General features: G+C 59.2%; 15 protein-coding genes. 10 read left to right on the top strand and 5 right to left on the bottom strand.

Features of this window, described 5'->3' with window-relative positions; genetic code table 11:
• Positions 1-147: 147 nt before the first annotated feature.
• The gene (locus QP027_RS09670) at positions 148-1317 is read left to right on the top strand and encodes a globin domain-containing protein (RefSeq protein ID WP_284824403.1); all 1170 of its coding nucleotides are present in this window, start codon (positions 148-150) and stop codon (positions 1315-1317) included.
• On the opposite strand, the gene QP027_RS12350 is transcribed toward QP027_RS09670, so the two are convergent.
• On the bottom strand, positions 1310-1807 hold the full coding sequence (locus QP027_RS12350; RefSeq protein WP_432418590.1) for a type IV toxin-antitoxin system AbiEi family antitoxin domain-containing protein: 498 nt from the start codon (positions 1805-1807) through the stop codon (positions 1310-1312). The genes QP027_RS09670 and QP027_RS12350 overlap by 8 nt on opposite strands.
• 151 nt (positions 1808-1958) lie before the next feature.
• Here QP027_RS12350 and lysS point away from each other — a divergent pair, with 151 nt between their 5' ends.
• Entirely contained in the window at positions 1959-3500 is a 1542-nt protein-coding gene (lysS, locus tag QP027_RS09665) for a lysine--tRNA ligase (RefSeq protein ID WP_284824401.1), read from the top strand.
• A 69-nt stretch (positions 3501-3569) separates the two neighbouring features.
• On the opposite strand, the gene QP027_RS09660 is transcribed toward lysS, so the two are convergent.
• Both QP027_RS09660 and QP027_RS09655 read right to left on the bottom strand, forming a co-directional pair.
• Positions 3570-4043: a CAP domain-containing protein gene (locus QP027_RS09660; RefSeq protein ID WP_284824400.1), complete on the bottom strand. Its 474-nt coding sequence runs from the start codon at positions 4041-4043 to the stop codon at positions 3570-3572.
• Positions 4044-4173: 130 nt separating this feature from the next.
• Positions 4174-5601 carry a GuaB1 family IMP dehydrogenase-related protein gene (locus QP027_RS09655; protein WP_284824398.1) on the bottom strand — a complete coding sequence of 476 codons (1428 nt, stop codon included), beginning with the start codon at positions 5599-5601 and terminating at the stop codon, positions 4174-4176.
• A gap of 278 nt (positions 5602-5879) precedes the next feature.
• Between QP027_RS09655 and QP027_RS09650 the strand changes: the two genes are divergently transcribed.
• The 6 genes from QP027_RS09650 (at position 5880) to QP027_RS09625 (ending at position 14713) form a co-directional block, all read left to right on the top strand.
• Positions 5880-7958 (top strand): glucose PTS transporter subunit IIA, encoded by a 2079-nt coding sequence (locus QP027_RS09650; protein WP_284824397.1) that lies wholly within the window; start codon positions 5880-5882, stop codon positions 7956-7958.
• A 13-nt stretch (positions 7959-7971) separates the two neighbouring features.
• Complete coding sequence (locus tag QP027_RS09645) at positions 7972-8814, top strand: PRD domain-containing protein (protein WP_284824395.1); 843 nt, start codon at positions 7972-7974, stop codon at positions 8812-8814.
• 1 nt (position 8815) lies between these two features.
• Positions 8816-10501, top strand: a complete 1686-nt coding sequence (gene ptsP / locus QP027_RS09640; protein WP_284824394.1) for a phosphoenolpyruvate--protein phosphotransferase — start codon at positions 8816-8818, stop codon at positions 10499-10501.
• A 177-nt stretch (positions 10502-10678) separates the two neighbouring features.
• Positions 10679-13408: an ATP-dependent Clp protease ATP-binding subunit gene (locus tag QP027_RS09635; protein WP_284824392.1), complete on the top strand. Its 2730-nt coding sequence runs from the start codon at positions 10679-10681 to the stop codon at positions 13406-13408.
• Positions 13409-13547: 139 nt separating this feature from the next.
• Positions 13548-14045, top strand: a complete 498-nt coding sequence (locus tag QP027_RS09630) for a hypothetical protein (protein ID WP_284824391.1) — start codon at positions 13548-13550, stop codon at positions 14043-14045.
• A 209-nt stretch (positions 14046-14254) separates the two neighbouring features.
• Entirely contained in the window at positions 14255-14713 is a 459-nt protein-coding gene (locus tag QP027_RS09625; protein WP_284824389.1) for a hypothetical protein, read from the top strand.
• A gap of 30 nt (positions 14714-14743) precedes the next feature.
• Here QP027_RS09625 and QP027_RS09620 read toward each other — a convergent pair whose 3' ends face one another.
• Complete coding sequence (locus tag QP027_RS09620) at positions 14744-16084, bottom strand: lipase family protein (protein WP_284824388.1); 1341 nt, start codon at positions 16082-16084, stop codon at positions 14744-14746.
• Positions 16085-16125: 41 nt separating this feature from the next.
• On the opposite strand from QP027_RS09620, the gene QP027_RS09615 reads away from it, so the two are divergent.
• Positions 16126-16296, top strand: coding sequence for a DUF4236 domain-containing protein (locus QP027_RS09615; protein WP_284824387.1), 171 nt, complete (start codon positions 16126-16128; stop codon positions 16294-16296).
• A gap of 2 nt (positions 16297-16298) precedes the next feature.
• On the opposite strand, the gene QP027_RS09610 is transcribed toward QP027_RS09615, so the two are convergent.
• Positions 16299-17186, bottom strand: a complete 888-nt coding sequence (locus QP027_RS09610) for an HhH-GPD family protein (protein ID WP_284824386.1) — start codon at positions 17184-17186, stop codon at positions 16299-16301.
• A 31-nt stretch (positions 17187-17217) separates the two neighbouring features.
• Between QP027_RS09610 and QP027_RS09605 the strand changes: the two genes are divergently transcribed.
• Complete coding sequence (locus QP027_RS09605) at positions 17218-17832, top strand: carbonic anhydrase (protein WP_284824384.1); 615 nt, start codon at positions 17218-17220, stop codon at positions 17830-17832.
• The last annotated feature ends 41 nt before the right edge of the window (positions 17833-17873 follow it).

Here is a 17873-nt window from a genome sequence, read left to right as displayed (position 1 = left end):
AATATCCAGCCGCCTATAGATCATAAAACCTTTACTAATTGCGCGAAGGTTTCGTCGCAAAGTGAATTAAAACGGTCAAAGCCGTGATAAATAGTCGAATTCCTGTAGCCTGGTTCCTAATCAACCCTCTCAGGAAAGGACCCCTACATGTACGTCGACCAACTTCCCGACACCACGCGACGTCTCTCTGAGACAAGCCACCAGATCGTCAAAGACACCCTGCCGCTGGTGGGGGCCAATATCAACGACATCGCCCCAGTCTTTTACAAGAAGATGTTCGCCGCACACCCCGAACTCCTCGACAACACATTCAACCGTGGTAACCAAAAAGCCGGCGAACAGCAGAAAGCACTTGCGGCGTCCGTCGCAACCTTCGCCACCATGCTTGTCGACGACAACGCGCCCGATCCCGTAAACCTGCTCAACCGCATCGCGCACAAGCACGTCTCGCTAGGCATCGTGAAGGATCAGTACCCGATCGTGCACAAGCACCTACTTGCCGGAATTGCGGAAGTCCTCGGCGATGCCGTCACCGAAGAGGTGGCCAAAGCATGGTCGGAGGTGTACTGGCTCATGGCCGACGTGCTCATCGAGCAGGAGAATATCCTCTACGCTTCCGACGGGGTCGAGCCAGGCGACGTGTTCCGCGCCGTAAAAGTCACCGCCAAAGAGCAGCTTAGCGACGACGTCACGCGCTACACCCTCGAAGGCGACCTCACCGAGCCACAGCCAGGCCAGTACACCTCCATCGGCGTCAAGCTGCCGGACGGTGCACGCCAGCTGCGCCAGTACTCAATTGTCGATTCCGCGCCGGGTAGCTACACCATCGCTGTCGAAACCGAAGGCGAGGTTTCTTCGTTCCTTCGCGACAACGTCGGCATCGGCGATGAGGTGGAAGCCACCCTAGCTGCAGGAGATCTCGTTCTTCGTGATTCCAATGCGCCAGTCGTCCTCATTTCGTCGGGCATTGGCTCCACCCCGATGATCGGCATGCTGGGGTACTTGGCTCGAAAAGACTCCCAGCGCACTGTGACTTTCCTCCACGCCGACAACACCGAACAAAGCTTTGCGCAAAAGAATGAGGCTGAAGTGTTCGTCGACAAGCTTGCAAATGCAACCCTGACCACTGCCTACCGTGAGTCGGGTGAGAAGATCGACGTGGCGGCCGCCGACCTCGCAGGAGCTGACGTCTATTTGTGCGGAGGCACCGCGTTCCTGCAAAGCATCCGTGACTCAATCGCTGAGCTTTCCGACGATGCTGCGCCTCACAACGTCTACTACGAACTGTTCAGCCCCAATGACTGGTTGATCAACTAGGTGGGTGCAGTAGTCCCATCTCGCTTGCGCGTCGCATCTGCGCGCGTTTCCAACTCGAGTCAGGGCGCCGAGCAAAGATGCTGGCTGCCGAGACAGTTCGGAGACCCCTGTACTCCGTGACTGCCCTCGGCGGCATGCCGGAATACTCCGCTACATCTACAAATTCGGGAACCTCCTTGCGCAGCTTGCCGCTGATATGCACGTGAATGTGGGGATACCACGATCGCTCTAGACCCATCATTGCGAGAGCCGATTGGGCGCCGATCCAAGAATCCTTGCCGACGCAAGCCAGGGCTGCTGCATATTTGGTCAGATGGGTCACGGGAACCTCGAGGTGTTGGTAGACGCCGTGGGATATTCGTCGTAAAGCACCAGCACTAGCTAATCGACGAAACGCTCCGGGCGGGATTCCATGGGACCGTCCTTGCTCTGTGGTGATGATGCCGTGGTGATTTCCTGCTAGTTGTCGTAATTGAGTTCGGTATGTCATTTTTTCAGCATTGGACAAAAGCGTCTGGTTTTCCAGACGGGTTTGCGGAATGTGTGGAATTCGACCTTCCACACGCCAAATCTGTGGATAACTCCCGCTTGGCGATCCTTAAAGCCAACTATCTGGTATAGATCGACTACCCTGTTAAGGCGTGACTACCCAGGACCTTTCAGAGCAGCAACAGATCCGTCGAGCCAAGCGCGAGAAGCTTCTCGCCGAGGGGCATGACCCTTATCCAGTGATGGTTGATCGCACCCATTCGCTGACCGAGATCCGCGAAAAATACGCGATCGTCGGCGAGGGCGAAGGCGACGGTGTAACCAAGCTCGAGGCTGGCCAAGAGACCGAGGACATTGTTGCGGTCGCCGGTCGCATTATGTTTCAGCGCAACACGGGTAAGCTTTGCTTTGCAACGCTGCAGGAGGGTAACGGCACCCAACTCCAGGTCATGCTGTCGCTAGCCGAGGTGGGTGAGGAGCAGCTCGCTGCGTGGAAGGCTGACACTGACCTAGGCGACATCGTCTCCATCCGCGGTCGCGTGATTGCTTCACGACGAGGAGAGCTTTCCGTCCAGGCCCAATCCTGGCACATGGCGTCTAAGGCGCTGCGTCCGCTGCCTGTGGCTTTCGCTGACATGAACGAAGAGCAGCGCATTCGCCATCGCTACACGGACCTAATCATGCGCGAGGACGCCCGCAAGAACGCGATGACCCGTATTAAGGTCATGGCAGCTCTGCGGAAGTACCTGACTGGCGAGGATTTCGTCGAGATCGAAACCCCGATGCTGCAGACTCTGCATGGTGGTGCGGCGGCTCGTCCGTTTATCACGCATTCAAATTCGCTCGATATTGATCTTTACCTGCGTATTGCCCCGGAGCTGTTCCTCAAGCGCGCTGTCGTCGGTGGCATCGAGCGAGTTTTCGAGGTCAACCGCAACTTCCGCAACGAGGGCGTCGATTCATCGCACTCGCCGGAATTCACCATGCTGGAGACCTACCAGGCGTGGGGTACCTATGAGGACGGCGCGCGCACCATTCGGGAACTGGTCCAGTTTGTGGCTCAGGAGGTGTTCGGATCCACCACCGTGACCCTGGCGGACGGCACCGAGTACGATCTCGGCGGCGAGTGGAAGGTCATGGAAATGTACCCGTCGCTCAACGAGGCTTTGCAGCGAAAGTTCCCTGGACAGCCGGAGGTAACCATCGAATCGTCGGTTGAAGAGCTGACGGCGGTTGCCGGCATCATCGGCCTGGACGTGCCAAAGGGCCAGGGCTGGGGCCACGGCAAGCTGGTCGAGGAGATTTGGGAGCTGCTTTGCGAGGACCAGCTCGAAGGTCCCGTGTTTGTGAAGAACTTCCCAGTGGAGACTTCTCCGCTGACCCGTCAACACCGCGAGCAGCCGGGCGTGACCGAGAAGTGGGATCTCTACGTGCGCGGCTTCGAGCTTGCCACCGGCTACTCCGAGCTTGTCGATCCAGTGATTCAGCGCGAGCGTTTCGAGGACCAGGCGCGCTTGGCTGCCGGCGGCGACGAAGAAGCCATGGTGTTAGATGAGGACTTCCTCGCTGCGATGGAGCAGGGCATGCCTCCGACAGCAGGCTGCGGCATGGGCATCGACCGTCTCCTCATGGCCCTGACTGGCCTGGGCATCCGCGAGACGGTGCTTTTCCCAATGGTCAAGCCTGAAGCTTAACGACGAGAATCCCTCCCGGAATCCACACAGGATCCGAGAGGGATTTCTTGTGCCTATTTACTTGCCTAGTTAGTAGCGTGCGAAGTTCTGTACCGCGTACTGCTGGCCATCGTTGGTGGTCGCGATGCCCACGCCGACGTGGGTGATCGCCGGGTTCATCATGTTCTGGCGGTGACCAGGGGAGTTGAGCCACATGTCGATCATGTAGTCGGCATCGGCGTGCGCACCGGTGGTGAGGATGTTTTCTGCAGCCTTGGTCCAGCCCTGTGGGTACTGCGCATGGTAGTCGGAGCTGTGCACGAGGACGTCGCGCTTGGCCATGTTGTTGGCCCAGTTCTGCGCGATGTTGTTGATCTCGTTCATCGGCTTCAGTGGCGCCAGGCCCTCGGCTACGCGGGCGCGGTTGGTCTCCGCGATGAGGTCGCTTTGGGTCACAGATCCTTGGCTAACGACCGGGGCGGGAGCGGGCACCGCAGCATCTGGCGCGCCGGCGCCGGGGACGAGGCTGAGGATCAAAGCGATGATTGGCTGCAGAATGTTCATCGGATATTCCTTGTGGTGTCAGGGCAAGCGAGTAGTTTCCGGGGTAACAAAACCCCTGGTGGGAAGAATATTCCCCGACGATACCTTAAGAAGTTATGAAATGTTTACCGAAAACTACCCACGGGGGTACCTACCCACGTGTTGCCCGTGGCATTCCCTCGGCGAACCCAGCCGATGACTGCACGCCGACTACGGCCCGCTCTTGGAATTCGGCAATGGATCCAGCCCCTGCATAGGTAAAGGAGGAGCGGACTCCGGAGGTGATGTCGTCGAGAAGCTTTTCGACGCCCCCATGTTCGCCCAGGTAAATACGCGCAGTGGAAATACCTTCTTCAAACATGGTGCGACGGGCGCGTTCGAAAGCCTCGGTAGCAGCATTGCGGCTGGTCACGGCGCGACGAGAGGCCATGCCAAAAGATTCCTTGTACATGCGCCCGTCGGATTCCATGTGGAGATCGCCGGGAGATTCGAAGGTGCCCGCGAACCAGGAACCGATCATGACGTTCGATGCGCCCGCGGCAAGGGCCAGCGCCACATCGCGCGGATCGCGCACGCCGCCGTCGGCCCACACGTGGCTGCCAAGCTCCCGAGCGGCCTCGGCGCACTCCAGCACTGCGGAGAATTGCGGACGCCCCACGCCAGTCTGCATGCGTGTGGTGCACATTGCGCCAGGCCCCACGCCCACCTTCACGATGTCTGCGCCAGCCTCGATCAGCGCCCTGGTGCCTTCCGCGGTGACAACGTTGCCCGCCACCACCGGCACGTCCACGCCCACATCACGCACGCGCTTGATTGCCTCCATCATGCCCTGCTGGTGTCCGTGCGCAGTGTCGACGACTAAGACGTCTGCATCGCGAAGCTTCTCCACCGAATCCTCGATATCGGCGTTGATGCCGATCGCGGCGCCAACGCGGAGGCGGCCGTCGTCGTCAAGCGCTGGTTCATAGATGGTGGAACGCACGGCGGATTCGCGGGTCAGCAGTCCTACCAGTGAACCGTCAGTGCTGGTCACCGGGGCGATCTTGCGTCCGGCGTCGCGCAGTGCGGTAAACGCTTCGCGGGGAGCGATTCCATCGGGAAGTGTCATCAAATCAGTAGACATCAGGTCGCGGACCTGGCTGAAGTTGTCTGCGCCGAACATGTCGCGATCGGTAATGATGCCGATTGGGTGCTCACCATCGACAACGACGGCAGCCCCGTGCGCACGCTTGTGAATGAGGTTGCGCGTGTAACCGATGGTGTGATGTGGCTTGACGGTGATCGGGGTGTCGTACACCGGATGCGACGCTTTCACCTTGGCGATCGTCTCTGCGATGATGTCCGCCGGCACGTCCTGCGGAATGATCGCGATTCCCCCGCGACGCGCCATCGTCTCCGCCATGCGGCGGCCTGCAACTGCCGTCATATTCGATACGACCAGCGGAATCGTTGTGCCCGTGCCGTCCGATGTGGACAGATCGACGGACATTCGCGAACCCACCTCGGAGTGGTTTGGCACCATAAATACGTCAGAGTAAGTCAGCTCGTAGGGTGGGCGGGTGTCATTGAGAAAGCGCAACGCGAGGTTCTCCTAATGCTCTTCGGGGAAGACTGTCGCCCGCCATCGTAGGTGCATTTTTGCTTACCGACGAACACTGTAATGTGGTCCAATTCACTCGCGGTGGCTAAACTTGTAAATGTCACTTGTATAAGTGTTATAGTGGACCCATCGTTAATCAACAGGGTTGTTACTCAAACACCTAAGCTTTTGAGGCAAGACCTGGGAGATCGGCATCGTTTGCGCCGGTTTCCCGGGTCTTTTTGCATTTCAACCCAAGGACTCTGAAGGGAGTGACCATGGCAAAGACACAAATGCAGGACACCGCCGCCGACATCCTCACCGGCATCGGCGGACCTGACAACATTTCGTCTTTCACCCACTGCGCAACCCGCTTGCGCTTCGAACTCAACGACACCTCCAAGGCCGACAAGGACCGCCTAGAACAAAACCCGAAAGTCCTCGGCGCCATCGCGCAGGGTGGCAGCCACTACCAGGTCATCATCGGCGGCGACGTTGCCTCCGTATACAACGCGATGAACCAGCTGCCTGAAATGCAGGCGCGCAATAGCAAGTCCAACGACGACGTCAAAGCCGAGGCCCGCGCCAAATCCAAAGGAAAGTACTCCTGGCTCGATTCGTTTTTCGAGTATCTTTCTGATTCCTTCCGTCCCCTCCTCGGCGTCTTGCTGGGTGCTTCGCTGATCATTGCGTTTACCGCGGTGATGGAGGCTTTCGGCGTCGTCGACACGCGTGCTGCAGACAAAGCCGCAGGCTGGGTCTTCATCGACGCGATGTGGCGCAGCGTGTTTTACTTCCTGCCTGTGTTCGTGGCCTACAACGCGGGTAAGAAACTAAGGATCGACCCTTGGGTGCCCGCCACCATCATGTTCGCCTTGATGACCCCTGACTTCATCGGCCTCGGCGAGCACGCCTCCGTGATCAACACCACCAACGAAGCGCTGGGCACCGTCACCCAAAGCATCGACATCTTCGGCCTGACCCTGTTGCTCAATGATTATGGTGGCAACGTCTTCGTCCCACTGATCATGGCCCCTCTGGCAGCGCTGGTGTACAAGGGGCTCCAGAAAGTTATTCCTTCCGCGGTGCACATGGTCTTTGTGCCATTCCTCACCCTGGTGATCATGATCCCTATCACCGCATTCCTGATCGGCCCATTCGGCATCTTCCTAGGTAACAGCATCGGTACCGGCTTGGCATGGCTGAACACCAATGCACCGTTTATCTTCGCGATCTTGATCCCAATGCTGTACCCATTCCTCGTCCCACTGGGTTTGCACTGGCCGCTCAACGCCCTGATGCTGGTGAACATCAACACCCTGGGCTACGACTTCATCCAAGGCCCCATGGGCGTGTGGAACTTCGCCTGCTTCGGTGCAACCGCTGGTGTGCTGATCCTCTCCATGCGTGACAAGGACCCCGTCATGCGCCAGACCTCCGCGTCCGCACTGGCTGCAGGCCTGTTCGGTGGTATTTCTGAGCCGTCCCTCTACGGCATCCACTTGCGCTACAAGAAGATTTACCCACGCATGCTCGTCGGCTGTTTCCTGGGCGGCGTCACCATCGCCGTGCTCTCCGCGGGCTCGGGCGGCGTGCAGACGAATGCGTTTGTCTTCACCTCGCTGTTGACTACGGTCGTGTTCAAACCGATCGTTCCTTACCTGATCGCTATCGCTGTCGCGTTCTTCACCGCGATGCTCCTTATCGTATTGACCGATTACCGCACTCCAGAAGAGCGCGAAGAGTCCCTGGCCCGCGCCCGCGCTGCGCGTGAAACCGAGGAAGAGGAAGCATCGCTTATCGACGACTCCCCAGCCCCTGAAGCTGACTCCGAAGCAGCTCCTGCAGCAGCTCCTGCAGTAGCCGGCGCTACCGCTGCTACCGCTGCTACCGCCGTAGTCACCGCTACCCAGCTGCGCGCACCAGCGACAGGTCAACTCGTCGCTATGGCTGATATCAACGATGCAGCCTTCTCAGCCGGCGCTCTCGGCGAGGCCGTTGGCATCGTCCCGACGACCGGCACTGTTGTCGCGCCTGTCGCTGGCCAAGTCATCTCCGTGGCAAAGACCGGTCACGCGTTTGGCATCAAAACCGACGATGGCGTGGAGATTCTCGTCCACATTGGTGTGGATACAGTCAAGATGAAGGGCGAGGGCTTCACCCCCAAGGTGGAAAAGAAACAGCGTGTCGAGGTCGGCGATACACTGGCAGAAGTAGATTTCGAGGCCGTCGACGCCGCCGGTTTTGACCCCACCGTCATCATGACTGTGGTCAACTCGAAGCAGATGTCCGATATTTCCGTCCTTGCTAGTGGCGAGGTTGCCCAAGGCGATCCCGTCCTCGCAGTAGAAAAGTAGCAGTACCCAACCGATGCAGATTCTCCGCGTATTCAACAACAATGTCGTCCTTGCCAAGCAAGCAGACGGCGAGGTTGTTGTTACCGGACGGGGCATCGGTTTCGGTGCCCGCCACGGGGACACGGTGGACAAGGCTAAAGTGCACAAAGTCTTCGTCCCCGCCGACGGTCGTGATCCCGACCACCTTGGCGAGATGCTCGCCATGATCCCGGGTGAGGTCATCGCCATAGTGAACGCCTCCCTGGAAGAGGTCGGCGTAGATCCCACGATGCGCGAGAAGATCACCCTCGTGACAGCCCTGGCTGACCACGTCGCAATGGCGATCAAGCGCCAAGCGGAAGGCCAGCAGATCGAATACCCCCTCGAAGCCGAGGTGCGACATCTCTACCCTGAAGACTTGGCCTTAGCCCAGCGTCTTCTCCAGGCGATCAACCGCAGGCTCAACGCCCCGCTGCCTGACTCCGAAGCGATCGCTTTCACCCTCCACTTTGTCAACGCGAATTTCGCGTCCGGCGACCTGTCCTACACCTACAAAATGACAGGCGTCATTGAACAAATCCTCGACGTCATCGGCGCGCATTACGGCATCGAGTTGGACTCTTCGTTCATAAGCGTCGCCCGTTTTATCACTCACATGCGCTACCTTTTCGTCCGCTTAGCGACGAAACAGCAGCTCACCGAAGGTTCTCCCGAACTGAGTGAACAGATTCGTACTTTGTACCCAGAAGCCTCTACTTGTGCCCACAAGATCGCGAATATCGTGGAGTTGCGGTTTGATAGCGAGCTTTCCGACGAGGAAATCGCCTATCTGACTTTGCATACCGAGCGTTTGGGCACCCACCGAAAGGACACCTAACATGACCACCCGCACTGTTCTCCACGGAATCGGCGTTTCCGCCGGTACTTCGTTTGGGCCCGCAGCATTTGTCACGCCTGCAGCCGGAGTCGATGCCTCCGAGCCAGCCTGCACCGATGTCGAGACCGACGGCCAACGTGTGCGCGAAGCACTCAACGCCGTCGCCGAGGGGCTAAAAGCGCGCGCTGAAGGAGCCCCTGAAACCTCCAAGGCAATCTTGGAGGCGACCGCGACCCTGGCTACCGACCGTGGCCTGATCAAGGGCATCGACAAGGAGCTGAAGAAGGGCAGCGGTGTGACCCAGGCGGTCCACGATGCGGTGGAGACTTACGCCAACAAGCTGCGCAAGCTCGGTGGCTACATGGCAGAGCGCGTCACTGACCTTTACGACATCCGTGATCGCGCCACCGCACGCCTGCGCGGACTACCAGAGCCAGGAGTTCCCACCCTTTCCGAACCAAGCGTTTTGATTGCACACGACTTGGCGCCTGCCGAAACCGCGACCCTTGACCCCGAACAGGTTCGAGGCATCATCACAGAGGCCGGTGGCCCCACCTCACACACCGCGATCCTCGCAGCTCAACTGGGCATCCCTGCCGTGGTTAAGGCGACCGGAATTTCTGCAGCACTTGCCGCTGGCGAGCAGGTCGCCCTCGATGGCGGGGTCGGCGAGATCATCATCGCACCCACCGAGGCAGACACCGCCGAACTTGCTGAGCGCTCTCGTCGTCGCGCTTCCGCCCTTGCTGGTTCCTCTGGTGAAGGTTCGACTCGCGATGGACACAAGGTCAAGCTCCTTGCCAACATCGGTACCGCCGACGACGCGCGCAAGGCAGCAGCTTTCGACCTCGAAGGATCTGGCCTTTTCCGCACTGAGTTTCTCTTCCTGGATCGCGACTCCGCTCCAACCGTGGAGGAACAGACCAAGACCTACACCGAGGTTCTCGAAGCTTTTGGTGGGCGGCGCGTGGTCGTTCGCACCTTGGACGCCGGCGCTGATAAACCGTTGAGCTTTGCTGATCTAGGCGAAGAAGAAAACCCCGCACTGGGACGACGCGGACTGCGCCTTTCCATGATGCGCGAAGACCTCCTGGAAACTCAGCTGGAAGCGCTCGCCGCAGCGTACAAGGCAACGAACGCAGACCTCTGGGTTATGGCGCCGATGGTGGCAACTATCGACGAAGCCAAGTGGTTTGAAGCCAAGGCGCGCAGCTACGGCTTACCGAAGGTGGGCATCATGGTGGAAACCCCGGCGGCTGCGATCCGCGCGAAGCAGGTGTTGTCCGTGGTCGACTTCGCCTCGATTGGTACTAACGACCTTTCCCAATACACCATGGCGGCCGATCGCATGCAGGGTGAGTTGGCCAACCTGCTTACTCCGTGGCAGCCGGCAGTGCTGTCTATGATCCGCGCTACCTGCGAGGGCGGCAGCGCCACGGGCAAGCACATCGGCGTCTGCGGTGAAGCCGGCGGCGATCCGCTTATGGCACTGGTGCTGGTGGGGCTCGGTGTGTCGTCGCTAAGCATGGCTCCAAGCAAGGTCAACGCGGTGCGTGCAGCGCTGCGGGTCCACGACCTTTCCACCTGCCAGCAGATTGCGGCTTATGCGATTGATTCCTGGACTGCCGACGAAGCGCGTGAGGCGGCCCTGCGCGTGGCTGATCCGATGCTGCGTGATCTGCTCTAGAAAAACCTGATTCCACACCCTCCAAGGGCGTGTTCGCTACTGGCGTACACGCCCTTGACCTGTATAAACGTCCCTTCTGGGTAGGATTGGGGCAACAGGATTGAATAACGTGTCGAACACGCGCGTTATGGTGGATGACACACTAAAACTAAAGCGCAATTAATAAGGGGATGCCACATGTTTGAGCGGTTTACTGACCGGGCTCGCCGCGTCATCGTTCTTGCTCAAGAAGAAGCAAGGATGCTTAACCACAACTACATCGGTACCGAGCACATCCTGCTGGGACTGATCCATGAGGGCGAGGGCGTCGCAGCGAAGGCCCTGGAATCCATGGGCATTAATTTGGAAGACGTACGCCGCGAGGTCGAGGAGATTATCGGCCACGGCACCCAGCCGCACACTGGGCATATTCCATTTACTCCACGGGCTAAGAAGGTCCTTGAGCTTTCTCTGCGAGAAGGCCTCCAGATGGGACACAAGTACATCGGTACTGAGTTCCTCCTGCTCGGCCTGATCCGCGAAGGCGAGGGAGTTGCGGCCCAGGTGCTGATTAAACTCGGTGCTGATTTGCCCCGCGTGCGTCAGCAGGTTATCCAGCTTCTGTCCGGCTACGAAGGTGGCCAGGGCCAGAACCCCGAGGTGCCTGAGCAGGGCGGCGCTGGCCCAGTCGGCGCAGGTGCCGGTACTGGCCAAGGTGGTGGCCCAGGAGTTGGAGCCCCTGGCGCAGGTGGACGCACCGGCGAGCGCTCCAACTCGCTCGTATTAGACCAGTTTGGGCGCAACCTCACCCAGGCTGCCAAGGAAGGCAAGCTGGACCCAGTAGTGGGTCGTGAGAAGGAAATCGAGCGCATCATGCAGGTGCTCTCGCGCCGTACCAAGAACAACCCAGTTCTGATCGGTGAACCTGGCGTGGGTAAGACCGCTGTTGTTGAAGGCCTCGCGCTGGATATCGTCAATGGCAACGTGCCGGAGACCTTGAAGGACAAGCAGGTGTACTCGCTTGACCTGGGTTCATTGGTTGCAGGCTCCCGTTACCGCGGTGACTTCGAGGAGCGCCTGAAGAAGGTTCTCAAAGAGATCAACCAGCGCGGCGACATTATTCTCTTCATCGACGAGATCCACACCCTAGTTGGTGCGGGTGCTGCAGAAGGCGCGATCGACGCGGCCAGCCTGCTGAAGCCAAAGCTTGCCCGAGGTGAGCTCCAGACCATCGGTGCAACCACTTTGGATGAGTACCGCAAGCACATCGAGAAGGACGCAGCGCTTGAGCGTCGTTTCCAGCCAGTGCAGGTCGATGAACCATCAGTAGAGGACACCGTGCTCATTCTGAAGGGGCTGCGCGACCGCTACGAAGCGCACCACCGCGTCTCCTACACCGATGATGCCCTGGCTGCTGCTGCGAATCTGTCGGATCGCTACATCAACGATCGTTTCCTGCCAGACAAGGCGGTCGACCTGCTCGACGAGGCTGGTGCCCGCATGCGCATTAAGCGTATGACCGCCCCTGAAGGCCTGCGCGAGATCGACGAGCGCATCGCCGATGTCCGCCGCGAAAAAGAAGCGGCAATCGATGCGCAGGACTTTGAGAAGGCCGCGGGCCTGCGTGACACCGAGCGCAAGCTTGGCGACGAGCGCACCGAAAAGGAAAAGCAGTGGCGCGCAGGCGACCTGGAAGAAATCGCCGAGGTTGGCGAAGACCAGATCGCCGAAGTGTTGGCAGCGTGGACCGGGATTCCGGTATTCAAGCTCACCGAAAAGGAATCCAACCGCCTTCTCAACATGGAAGAAGAGCTGCACAAGCGCATCATCGGCCAGGACGACGCAGTCCGTGCGGTATCGCGTGCGATTCGCCGTACTCGCGCCGGCCTCAAGGATCCGAAGCGCCCATCCGGCTCGTTCATCTTCGCCGGCCCATCTGGTGTTGGTAAGACCGAGCTTTCCAAGGCGCTGGCTGAATTCCTCTTCGGTGATGAAGACGCACTGGTGCAGATCGACATGGGCGAGTTCCATGATCGCTTCACCGCATCGCGCCTGTTCGGTGCCCCTCCGGGATACGTCGGCTACGAAGAGGGCGGTCAGCTGACCGAAAAGGTCCGCCGCAAGCCGTTCTCCGTGGTGCTATTCGACGAGATCGAGAAGGCCCACAAGGAGATCTACAACACCCTCCTGCAGGTCCTCGAAGAAGGCCACCTGACTGATGGCCAGGGTCGCGTTGTCGACTTCAAGAACACCGTCTTGATCTTCACCTCCAACCTGGGCACCTCGGACATTTCCAAGGCAGTGGGTCTGGGCTTCTCCGGTTCCAGCGCTACCGACTCGGATGCACAGTACGAGCGCATGAAGAACAAGGTGCACGATGAGCTAAAGAAGCACTTCCGCCCAGAGTTCTTGAACCGTATCGACGAGATCGTGGTCTTCCACCAGCTCACTCAGGAGCAAATCGTCGAAATGGTCGAGCTGCTCGTAGCTCGCGTGGAGAAGGCCCTTGCCGCACAAGACATGGGCATCGAACTCACCGAAAAGGCCAAGAACCTCCTGGCAAAGCGTGGCTTCGACCCAGTGCTCGGTGCGCGTCCACTGCGCCGCACCATTCAGCGCGATATCGAAGATGTCTTGAGTGAGAAGATCCTCTTCGGTGAGATCGGCGCCGGCGAAATCATCACCGTGGATGTCGATGGCTGGGACGGCGAGTCCAAGGACACCGACGGGGCGACTTTCACTTTCACCCCGCGTCCAAAGCCGCTACCACAAGGCACCTTCGACGATCTCGAAGCTGAAGAAGTCCGCGAAGTCGAAGAGTCAATCGACTCCGTTTCTTCCGATCTGCCGGACACTATCGACGAGTTGGATAATCTCGACGGCCCAGAAGGCGAGGCCGGTACCGCTGGCGCAGGCCAGCCGCTGTAAAACAGCTCGTAGACAAAGAAGCGCCACCCCGCGAAGCGATGCAGGGTGGCGTTTTTGTGTGTCGGGCGAAGGTCCTTTGATAGATTAAAGGTTGACGGGGCTACTAAATGTTGTTCGTATATCAAGCAAGGACCGGGCGATGAAAAGGGTAGTAGCAAGCCTTTCGGCGATCAGCATTATGACGTTAGGGGTGAGCGGCTGCAGCTTCGATATCAGTATTGGAACCACGAGTTCCACTTATGCGCCACCACCTTCGACTGCATCCAGCATTGCAGAAGAAATAGCTCAACCATCCAATGCCGAGACTCAAGCTATCTGTGATGACTTCTTTGAGGTGTATGACGAATTCGAGTCCACCCCAAACCTCATGGAGCTTGAGGACAGTACTGATATCGCAGACAATCGCGAAGCCATCAACCTCCAAGCGAACATGCTCGATAGCGCAGCGGACGTTATGCCCGAACAGCACAAGCACATTTTTGAAGATGCGGCCACAGAAATGCGGAATTTTGCGGCAATGCCAGACGACGACTTCCAGTACTACTTCTGGGAGGCGGGCCAAGAAGAAGTGATTGAAAAGTTTAAGGCGACAGAACGGGCCTCGACGTTCCTCGAAGAACTCGGGTGCTATGAATAGGCCGTCGTAGTCGTGAGCGAGGGGAACAAAACACTCAGACTGTGTATTCATTAGGTAGACGCTCCACCGATGGAGTGAACTCCAGTTGAATTTCACCTAGTTGGCCCACGGGGAGTCGTGCTTCCTCGTATGGTGAACATCAACTTCATTAGTTCGATAGAGGCATGGCGTGCCCAACCTCTATCCCGTGAATCCAAAGGAACTACCTCATGAATCTGAAGAAGCTTGTCACAGTCGCATTCGTCGCCAGTGTTGGACTCGGTGGACTGACAGCCTGTGCTGAATCCGCCAATCCGATCGCGACGCTCACCGGGGGACCAGAAAAGATGTGTGGCGTCGTCGAAGATTACTCGGCCAAATACGAGGAGAAGTGGGGCGATCCAGAAAACATGTCGATGGAAGAGCTGGAACAGGCTCTCTCTGCGGAAAGCATTCAGCAAGCGATGGACGATAACATTCAGCTCTACGCCGACATGGAGAAGGTAGCTCCGAAGGAAATTCGCGACGAAGTTGCGGCTGCCAAGAAGGAAGCCGAGGCACTAGCGCAGGTGGATACCAGCGATCCGATGGCCGTAATGGACCAGGAATACTCCACCGATGCGATGCAGCAGGTCAGCGAGTACCTAAAGCAACACGGCTGCACCGCTTACGACGACCTAGCGCAGTAAAAACTAGCGCAGTAAATCAGCGCAGTAGAACTAAAACCCGCCGCAGTTTGAGGTGGCGGGAACGTCGTTGAACCGATCGACAAGCCAATTCGTAGCGGGCAATGCTTGGGTGAGCATCCCGCCCGCATGGTTGATGCCCAGCTTGAGGTCGGGAGTGAGTTCGGGGATGCCTTCGTCGACAAGCAAAACGTTGGAACCGGCAGCGCAGTAATCGCTCGCCATCTGGATCGTTTGCGGCGAGGGAACAAGGTCGTCGCTACCGCCGGTTGCTACCAAAATCGGGCCGGTGGTGGGGCGAAAACCTAGGCGTTGCGCGTCGAGCAGACCCAGGACGTGGGGGTCGTTGAAGGCGGCTTGGGGTAGGCTTTCGCCGGTGGTGGTGAGGGTTGAAGTGTCGGTAAGTCCCCAGCGCAGCATGCCATCGGGGATGCACGCGTTGGCGTTGGAATCGAGGAAATCACGCCCTTGCGCGTTGACTACCGCGTCGAAGGGCGCTTTGAACTCGGGGTAGCGCTCGCCCCAACCGTGGTAGGCAAAAGCAAGCACCGCTGCGATCGAGGAATTGTCCACCCCGCCCATCACATTGACCAAGTCCGCCGGCGCTGCACCGGAATACGTGCCTTTCAGGTTGATGTCAGGGGCGTAGTCGGCAAGGTGCTCTGCGGCCGCGGCAACCGCACCGCCTCCCTGTGAATAACCGAAGAAGGCCACGGGGTCGCCGGGAGACGTGGTCGCACGGGCCGCGTCGAGAACTGCGTGAGCCTCTTCCTCGTGCAACACATAGGTATGCGCGCCGGGGGTGCCAAGGCCGATGTAGTCGGTAATCACCACGCGCATGCCGCGCAAGGAGGCAGCGGAGTACATTGCTAGCTCGTAGTTTGTGCTCAGGGATTCGTTGATCGGGTCGACTTGGCCGAACAACCACGGTCCTTTCGAAGGTGCACATGCGTCCCCAGCCCCGCGCGTGCCAGGCGCGAAGATCACGGTCGGGGTGGGGCCGGCACCCTGCCAGGGATTCGCAGGTTCGATCTTCACGCCGCTGACTCCGATGAGGTCACCGTGAACTGTGGTGGAGGTATAGAGGAATTTCTCCGCGAAGCCAGGGAATTCCGGTCCGAGAACGTTGAGCAAATGGGGCGCGGGCTGGGTGCGCAGTACATCGCCCGGTGAGCCCAGGTCTGCAGGTGGCAGATAGAACGGGTCCTCGCCCGCGACCGGCTGGCCGGCCGGGGTGGATGAGGCCCAGGCCACGCCCTCTGCCCATTGGCTCGAGGTGGGCGACGGAGGTTGGGCGGCGGCGGGGGCGGCGACGAAGGTTGCGGCGACACAAGTGAGAAGTGATGTTACCGCGATACTAAGGTGACGGAACATACTTCGCTAGGCTAACTGGTTTCCCGGCTATAATCAGGCGTATGGGTCTGCAATACCGCGATAAGAAGAAAATCGGCAAGAACTCCTGGATCAACGTGTCAGGATCGGGAGTGTCCACCTCCACCAAGGTTGGTCCGGTGACGATCAACTCCCGTGGCGGGCTGTGGGTCAACTTACCGGGTGGGCTAAACTTCCGCGGGCGCTGGAAGTAGCCCTATTGGCCAGGTAGATGAAATAATCCCTGGTCATCTTGGACGGCGAGGCCGTCGTCGAGAAGCGAAAAGAGCGCGCGGGACAGCTGAGCCTTGTCCGGCCACACCACGTCAATTTTCGACTGCCCCACCGGCGCATCCGCCTCGCGCAACACTTTCATGATTTTGCCGCGCACCTGCCGATCGGTGCCGGCGAATTTTTGTACCTTTTTGCTGCGCAACTCGTCTTCGGTGGGGGCGGGCTTGCCGGCTTGGACCCAGGCGCAGTCGGCTTGGATGGGGCAGACGTCGCAAAGCGGTGAGGTCGCGGTGCAGATCAGGGCACCGAGCTCCATCAGCCCGGCCGAGAATACGGGACCCTTTCGTTCGGGAAGCAGGCTTGCCACCTGGGCAAGTTCGCGCTTCGAGGCAGGCGGGGCAAGCGGGCGACCCTCGACCGCGCGCGAATACACACGGCGCACGTTTGTATCCACCACCGGCACATTCTGGCCAAACGCAAAACACGCGACCGCGCGCGCTGTGTAATCGCCGATGCCGGGCAAGGCGAGCAGCTCGTCAACGTCAGCAGGGACTTTGCCGCCATGCCTCGCGACGATCACCCGCGCGCATTCCAAGAGCCGAAGGGCGCGGCGGGGATAACCCAGCGTTCCCCAAGCGCGTAGGACTTCGTCGGAGCGGGCTTGGGCGAATGACTCTACGTCGGGCCAGGTGTCCAGCCACTGTTGCCAAATGGGGGCCACCCGCGCGACGGGGGTCTGCTGGCTCATGACCTCAGAGAGCAGGATTGCCCAGGCAGAGGTGGCGGGATCTCGCCACGGAAGCGGCCTGGCATTGGCCTCGAACCACGAAATAACGGTGGAAACGGGGAAGTCCGTGGGATCAAGGTTCATGCTCTTCACAGTAAGTGACATAATAATGGTTATGCCTCACAACAAGACCCCACAGCAAATCTGGGATTCCCTTTTGGAAGGAAACCAGCGATTTGTTGGCCACGCCGTCGAGCGTCCACACTCCACCCCGGAGCGACTCATCGAACTGCAGGGTGGACAAGACCCAGTTGCAGCCGTCCTGTCGTGCTCTGACTCTCGTGCACCAGTGGAACTGATCTTTGACACCGGCTTCGGCGACCTTTTTGTTGTGCGCACCGCCGGTGAATCTTTGGCGCCCGCGGTTTTCGGCTCCATCGAGTATGCGGTAAAGAACCTCAACATCGGACTCATCGTGGTTCTGGGGCACCAAAACTGCGGCGCGGTTGGCGCGGCGATCGATGCATTGGACAACGCGCAAATCCCGACCGATGGGCAGCGCATCCTGATCGAAAAGATCATCCCGTCCGTCATCGTCTCCCGCAATAAAGGCGGCACCACCGCGGAGGAGGTCGAAGCAGAGCACGCAGCGATCACCGCCGACCAGCTCATCAAGCGGACCCCGGTCATCGCTGAGAAGCTTTTCGACGGCAAGCTCGGCGTTGTCGCTGCCCACTACGGCCTGGAAAACGGCATGGTCAAGGCTGTAAAGAAGTACGGCGTCGAATAGGGGCTGCCAGGCACAACCCAGACACGCCGGAGGGCGAATAC

Source organism: Corynebacterium breve, assembly GCF_030252165.1.
GTDB lineage: Bacteria > Actinomycetota > Actinomycetes > Mycobacteriales > Mycobacteriaceae > Corynebacterium > Corynebacterium breve.
The sequence above is the reverse complement of the archived record's forward strand: the minus strand, read 5'-3'. Positions and strand labels throughout refer to the sequence as shown.

What these genes read in the sequence shown, in the direction of transcription:
- QP027_RS09670 (WP_284824403.1), top strand. Translation starts at nt 148, where the DNA reads ATGTACGTCGACCAACTTCCCGACACCACGCGACGTCTCTCTGAGACA.
- QP027_RS12350 (WP_432418590.1), bottom strand. Translation starts at nt 1,807, where the DNA reads ATGACATACCGAACTCAATTACGACAACTAGCAGGAAATCACCACGGC.
- QP027_RS09660 (WP_284824400.1), bottom strand. Translation starts at nt 4,043, where the DNA reads ATGAACATTCTGCAGCCAATCATCGCTTTGATCCTCAGCCTCGTCCCC.
- QP027_RS09650 (WP_284824397.1), top strand. Translation starts at nt 5,880, where the DNA reads ATGGCAAAGACACAAATGCAGGACACCGCCGCCGACATCCTCACCGGC.
- QP027_RS09645 (WP_284824395.1), top strand. Translation starts at nt 7,972, where the DNA reads ATGCAGATTCTCCGCGTATTCAACAACAATGTCGTCCTTGCCAAGCAA.
- ptsP (WP_284824394.1), top strand. Translation starts at nt 8,816, where the DNA reads ATGACCACCCGCACTGTTCTCCACGGAATCGGCGTTTCCGCCGGTACT.
- QP027_RS09635 (WP_284824392.1), top strand. Translation starts at nt 10,679, where the DNA reads ATGTTTGAGCGGTTTACTGACCGGGCTCGCCGCGTCATCGTTCTTGCT.
- QP027_RS09630 (WP_284824391.1), top strand. Translation starts at nt 13,548, where the DNA reads ATGAAAAGGGTAGTAGCAAGCCTTTCGGCGATCAGCATTATGACGTTA.
- QP027_RS09625 (WP_284824389.1), top strand. Translation starts at nt 14,255, where the DNA reads ATGAATCTGAAGAAGCTTGTCACAGTCGCATTCGTCGCCAGTGTTGGA.
- QP027_RS09620 (WP_284824388.1), bottom strand. Translation starts at nt 16,084, where the DNA reads ATGTTCCGTCACCTTAGTATCGCGGTAACATCACTTCTCACTTGTGTC.
- QP027_RS09615 (WP_284824387.1), top strand. Translation starts at nt 16,126, where the DNA reads ATGGGTCTGCAATACCGCGATAAGAAGAAAATCGGCAAGAACTCCTGG.
- QP027_RS09610 (WP_284824386.1), bottom strand. Translation starts at nt 17,186, where the DNA reads ATGAACCTTGATCCCACGGACTTCCCCGTTTCCACCGTTATTTCGTGG.
- QP027_RS09605 (WP_284824384.1), top strand. Translation starts at nt 17,218, where the DNA reads ATGCCTCACAACAAGACCCCACAGCAAATCTGGGATTCCCTTTTGGAA.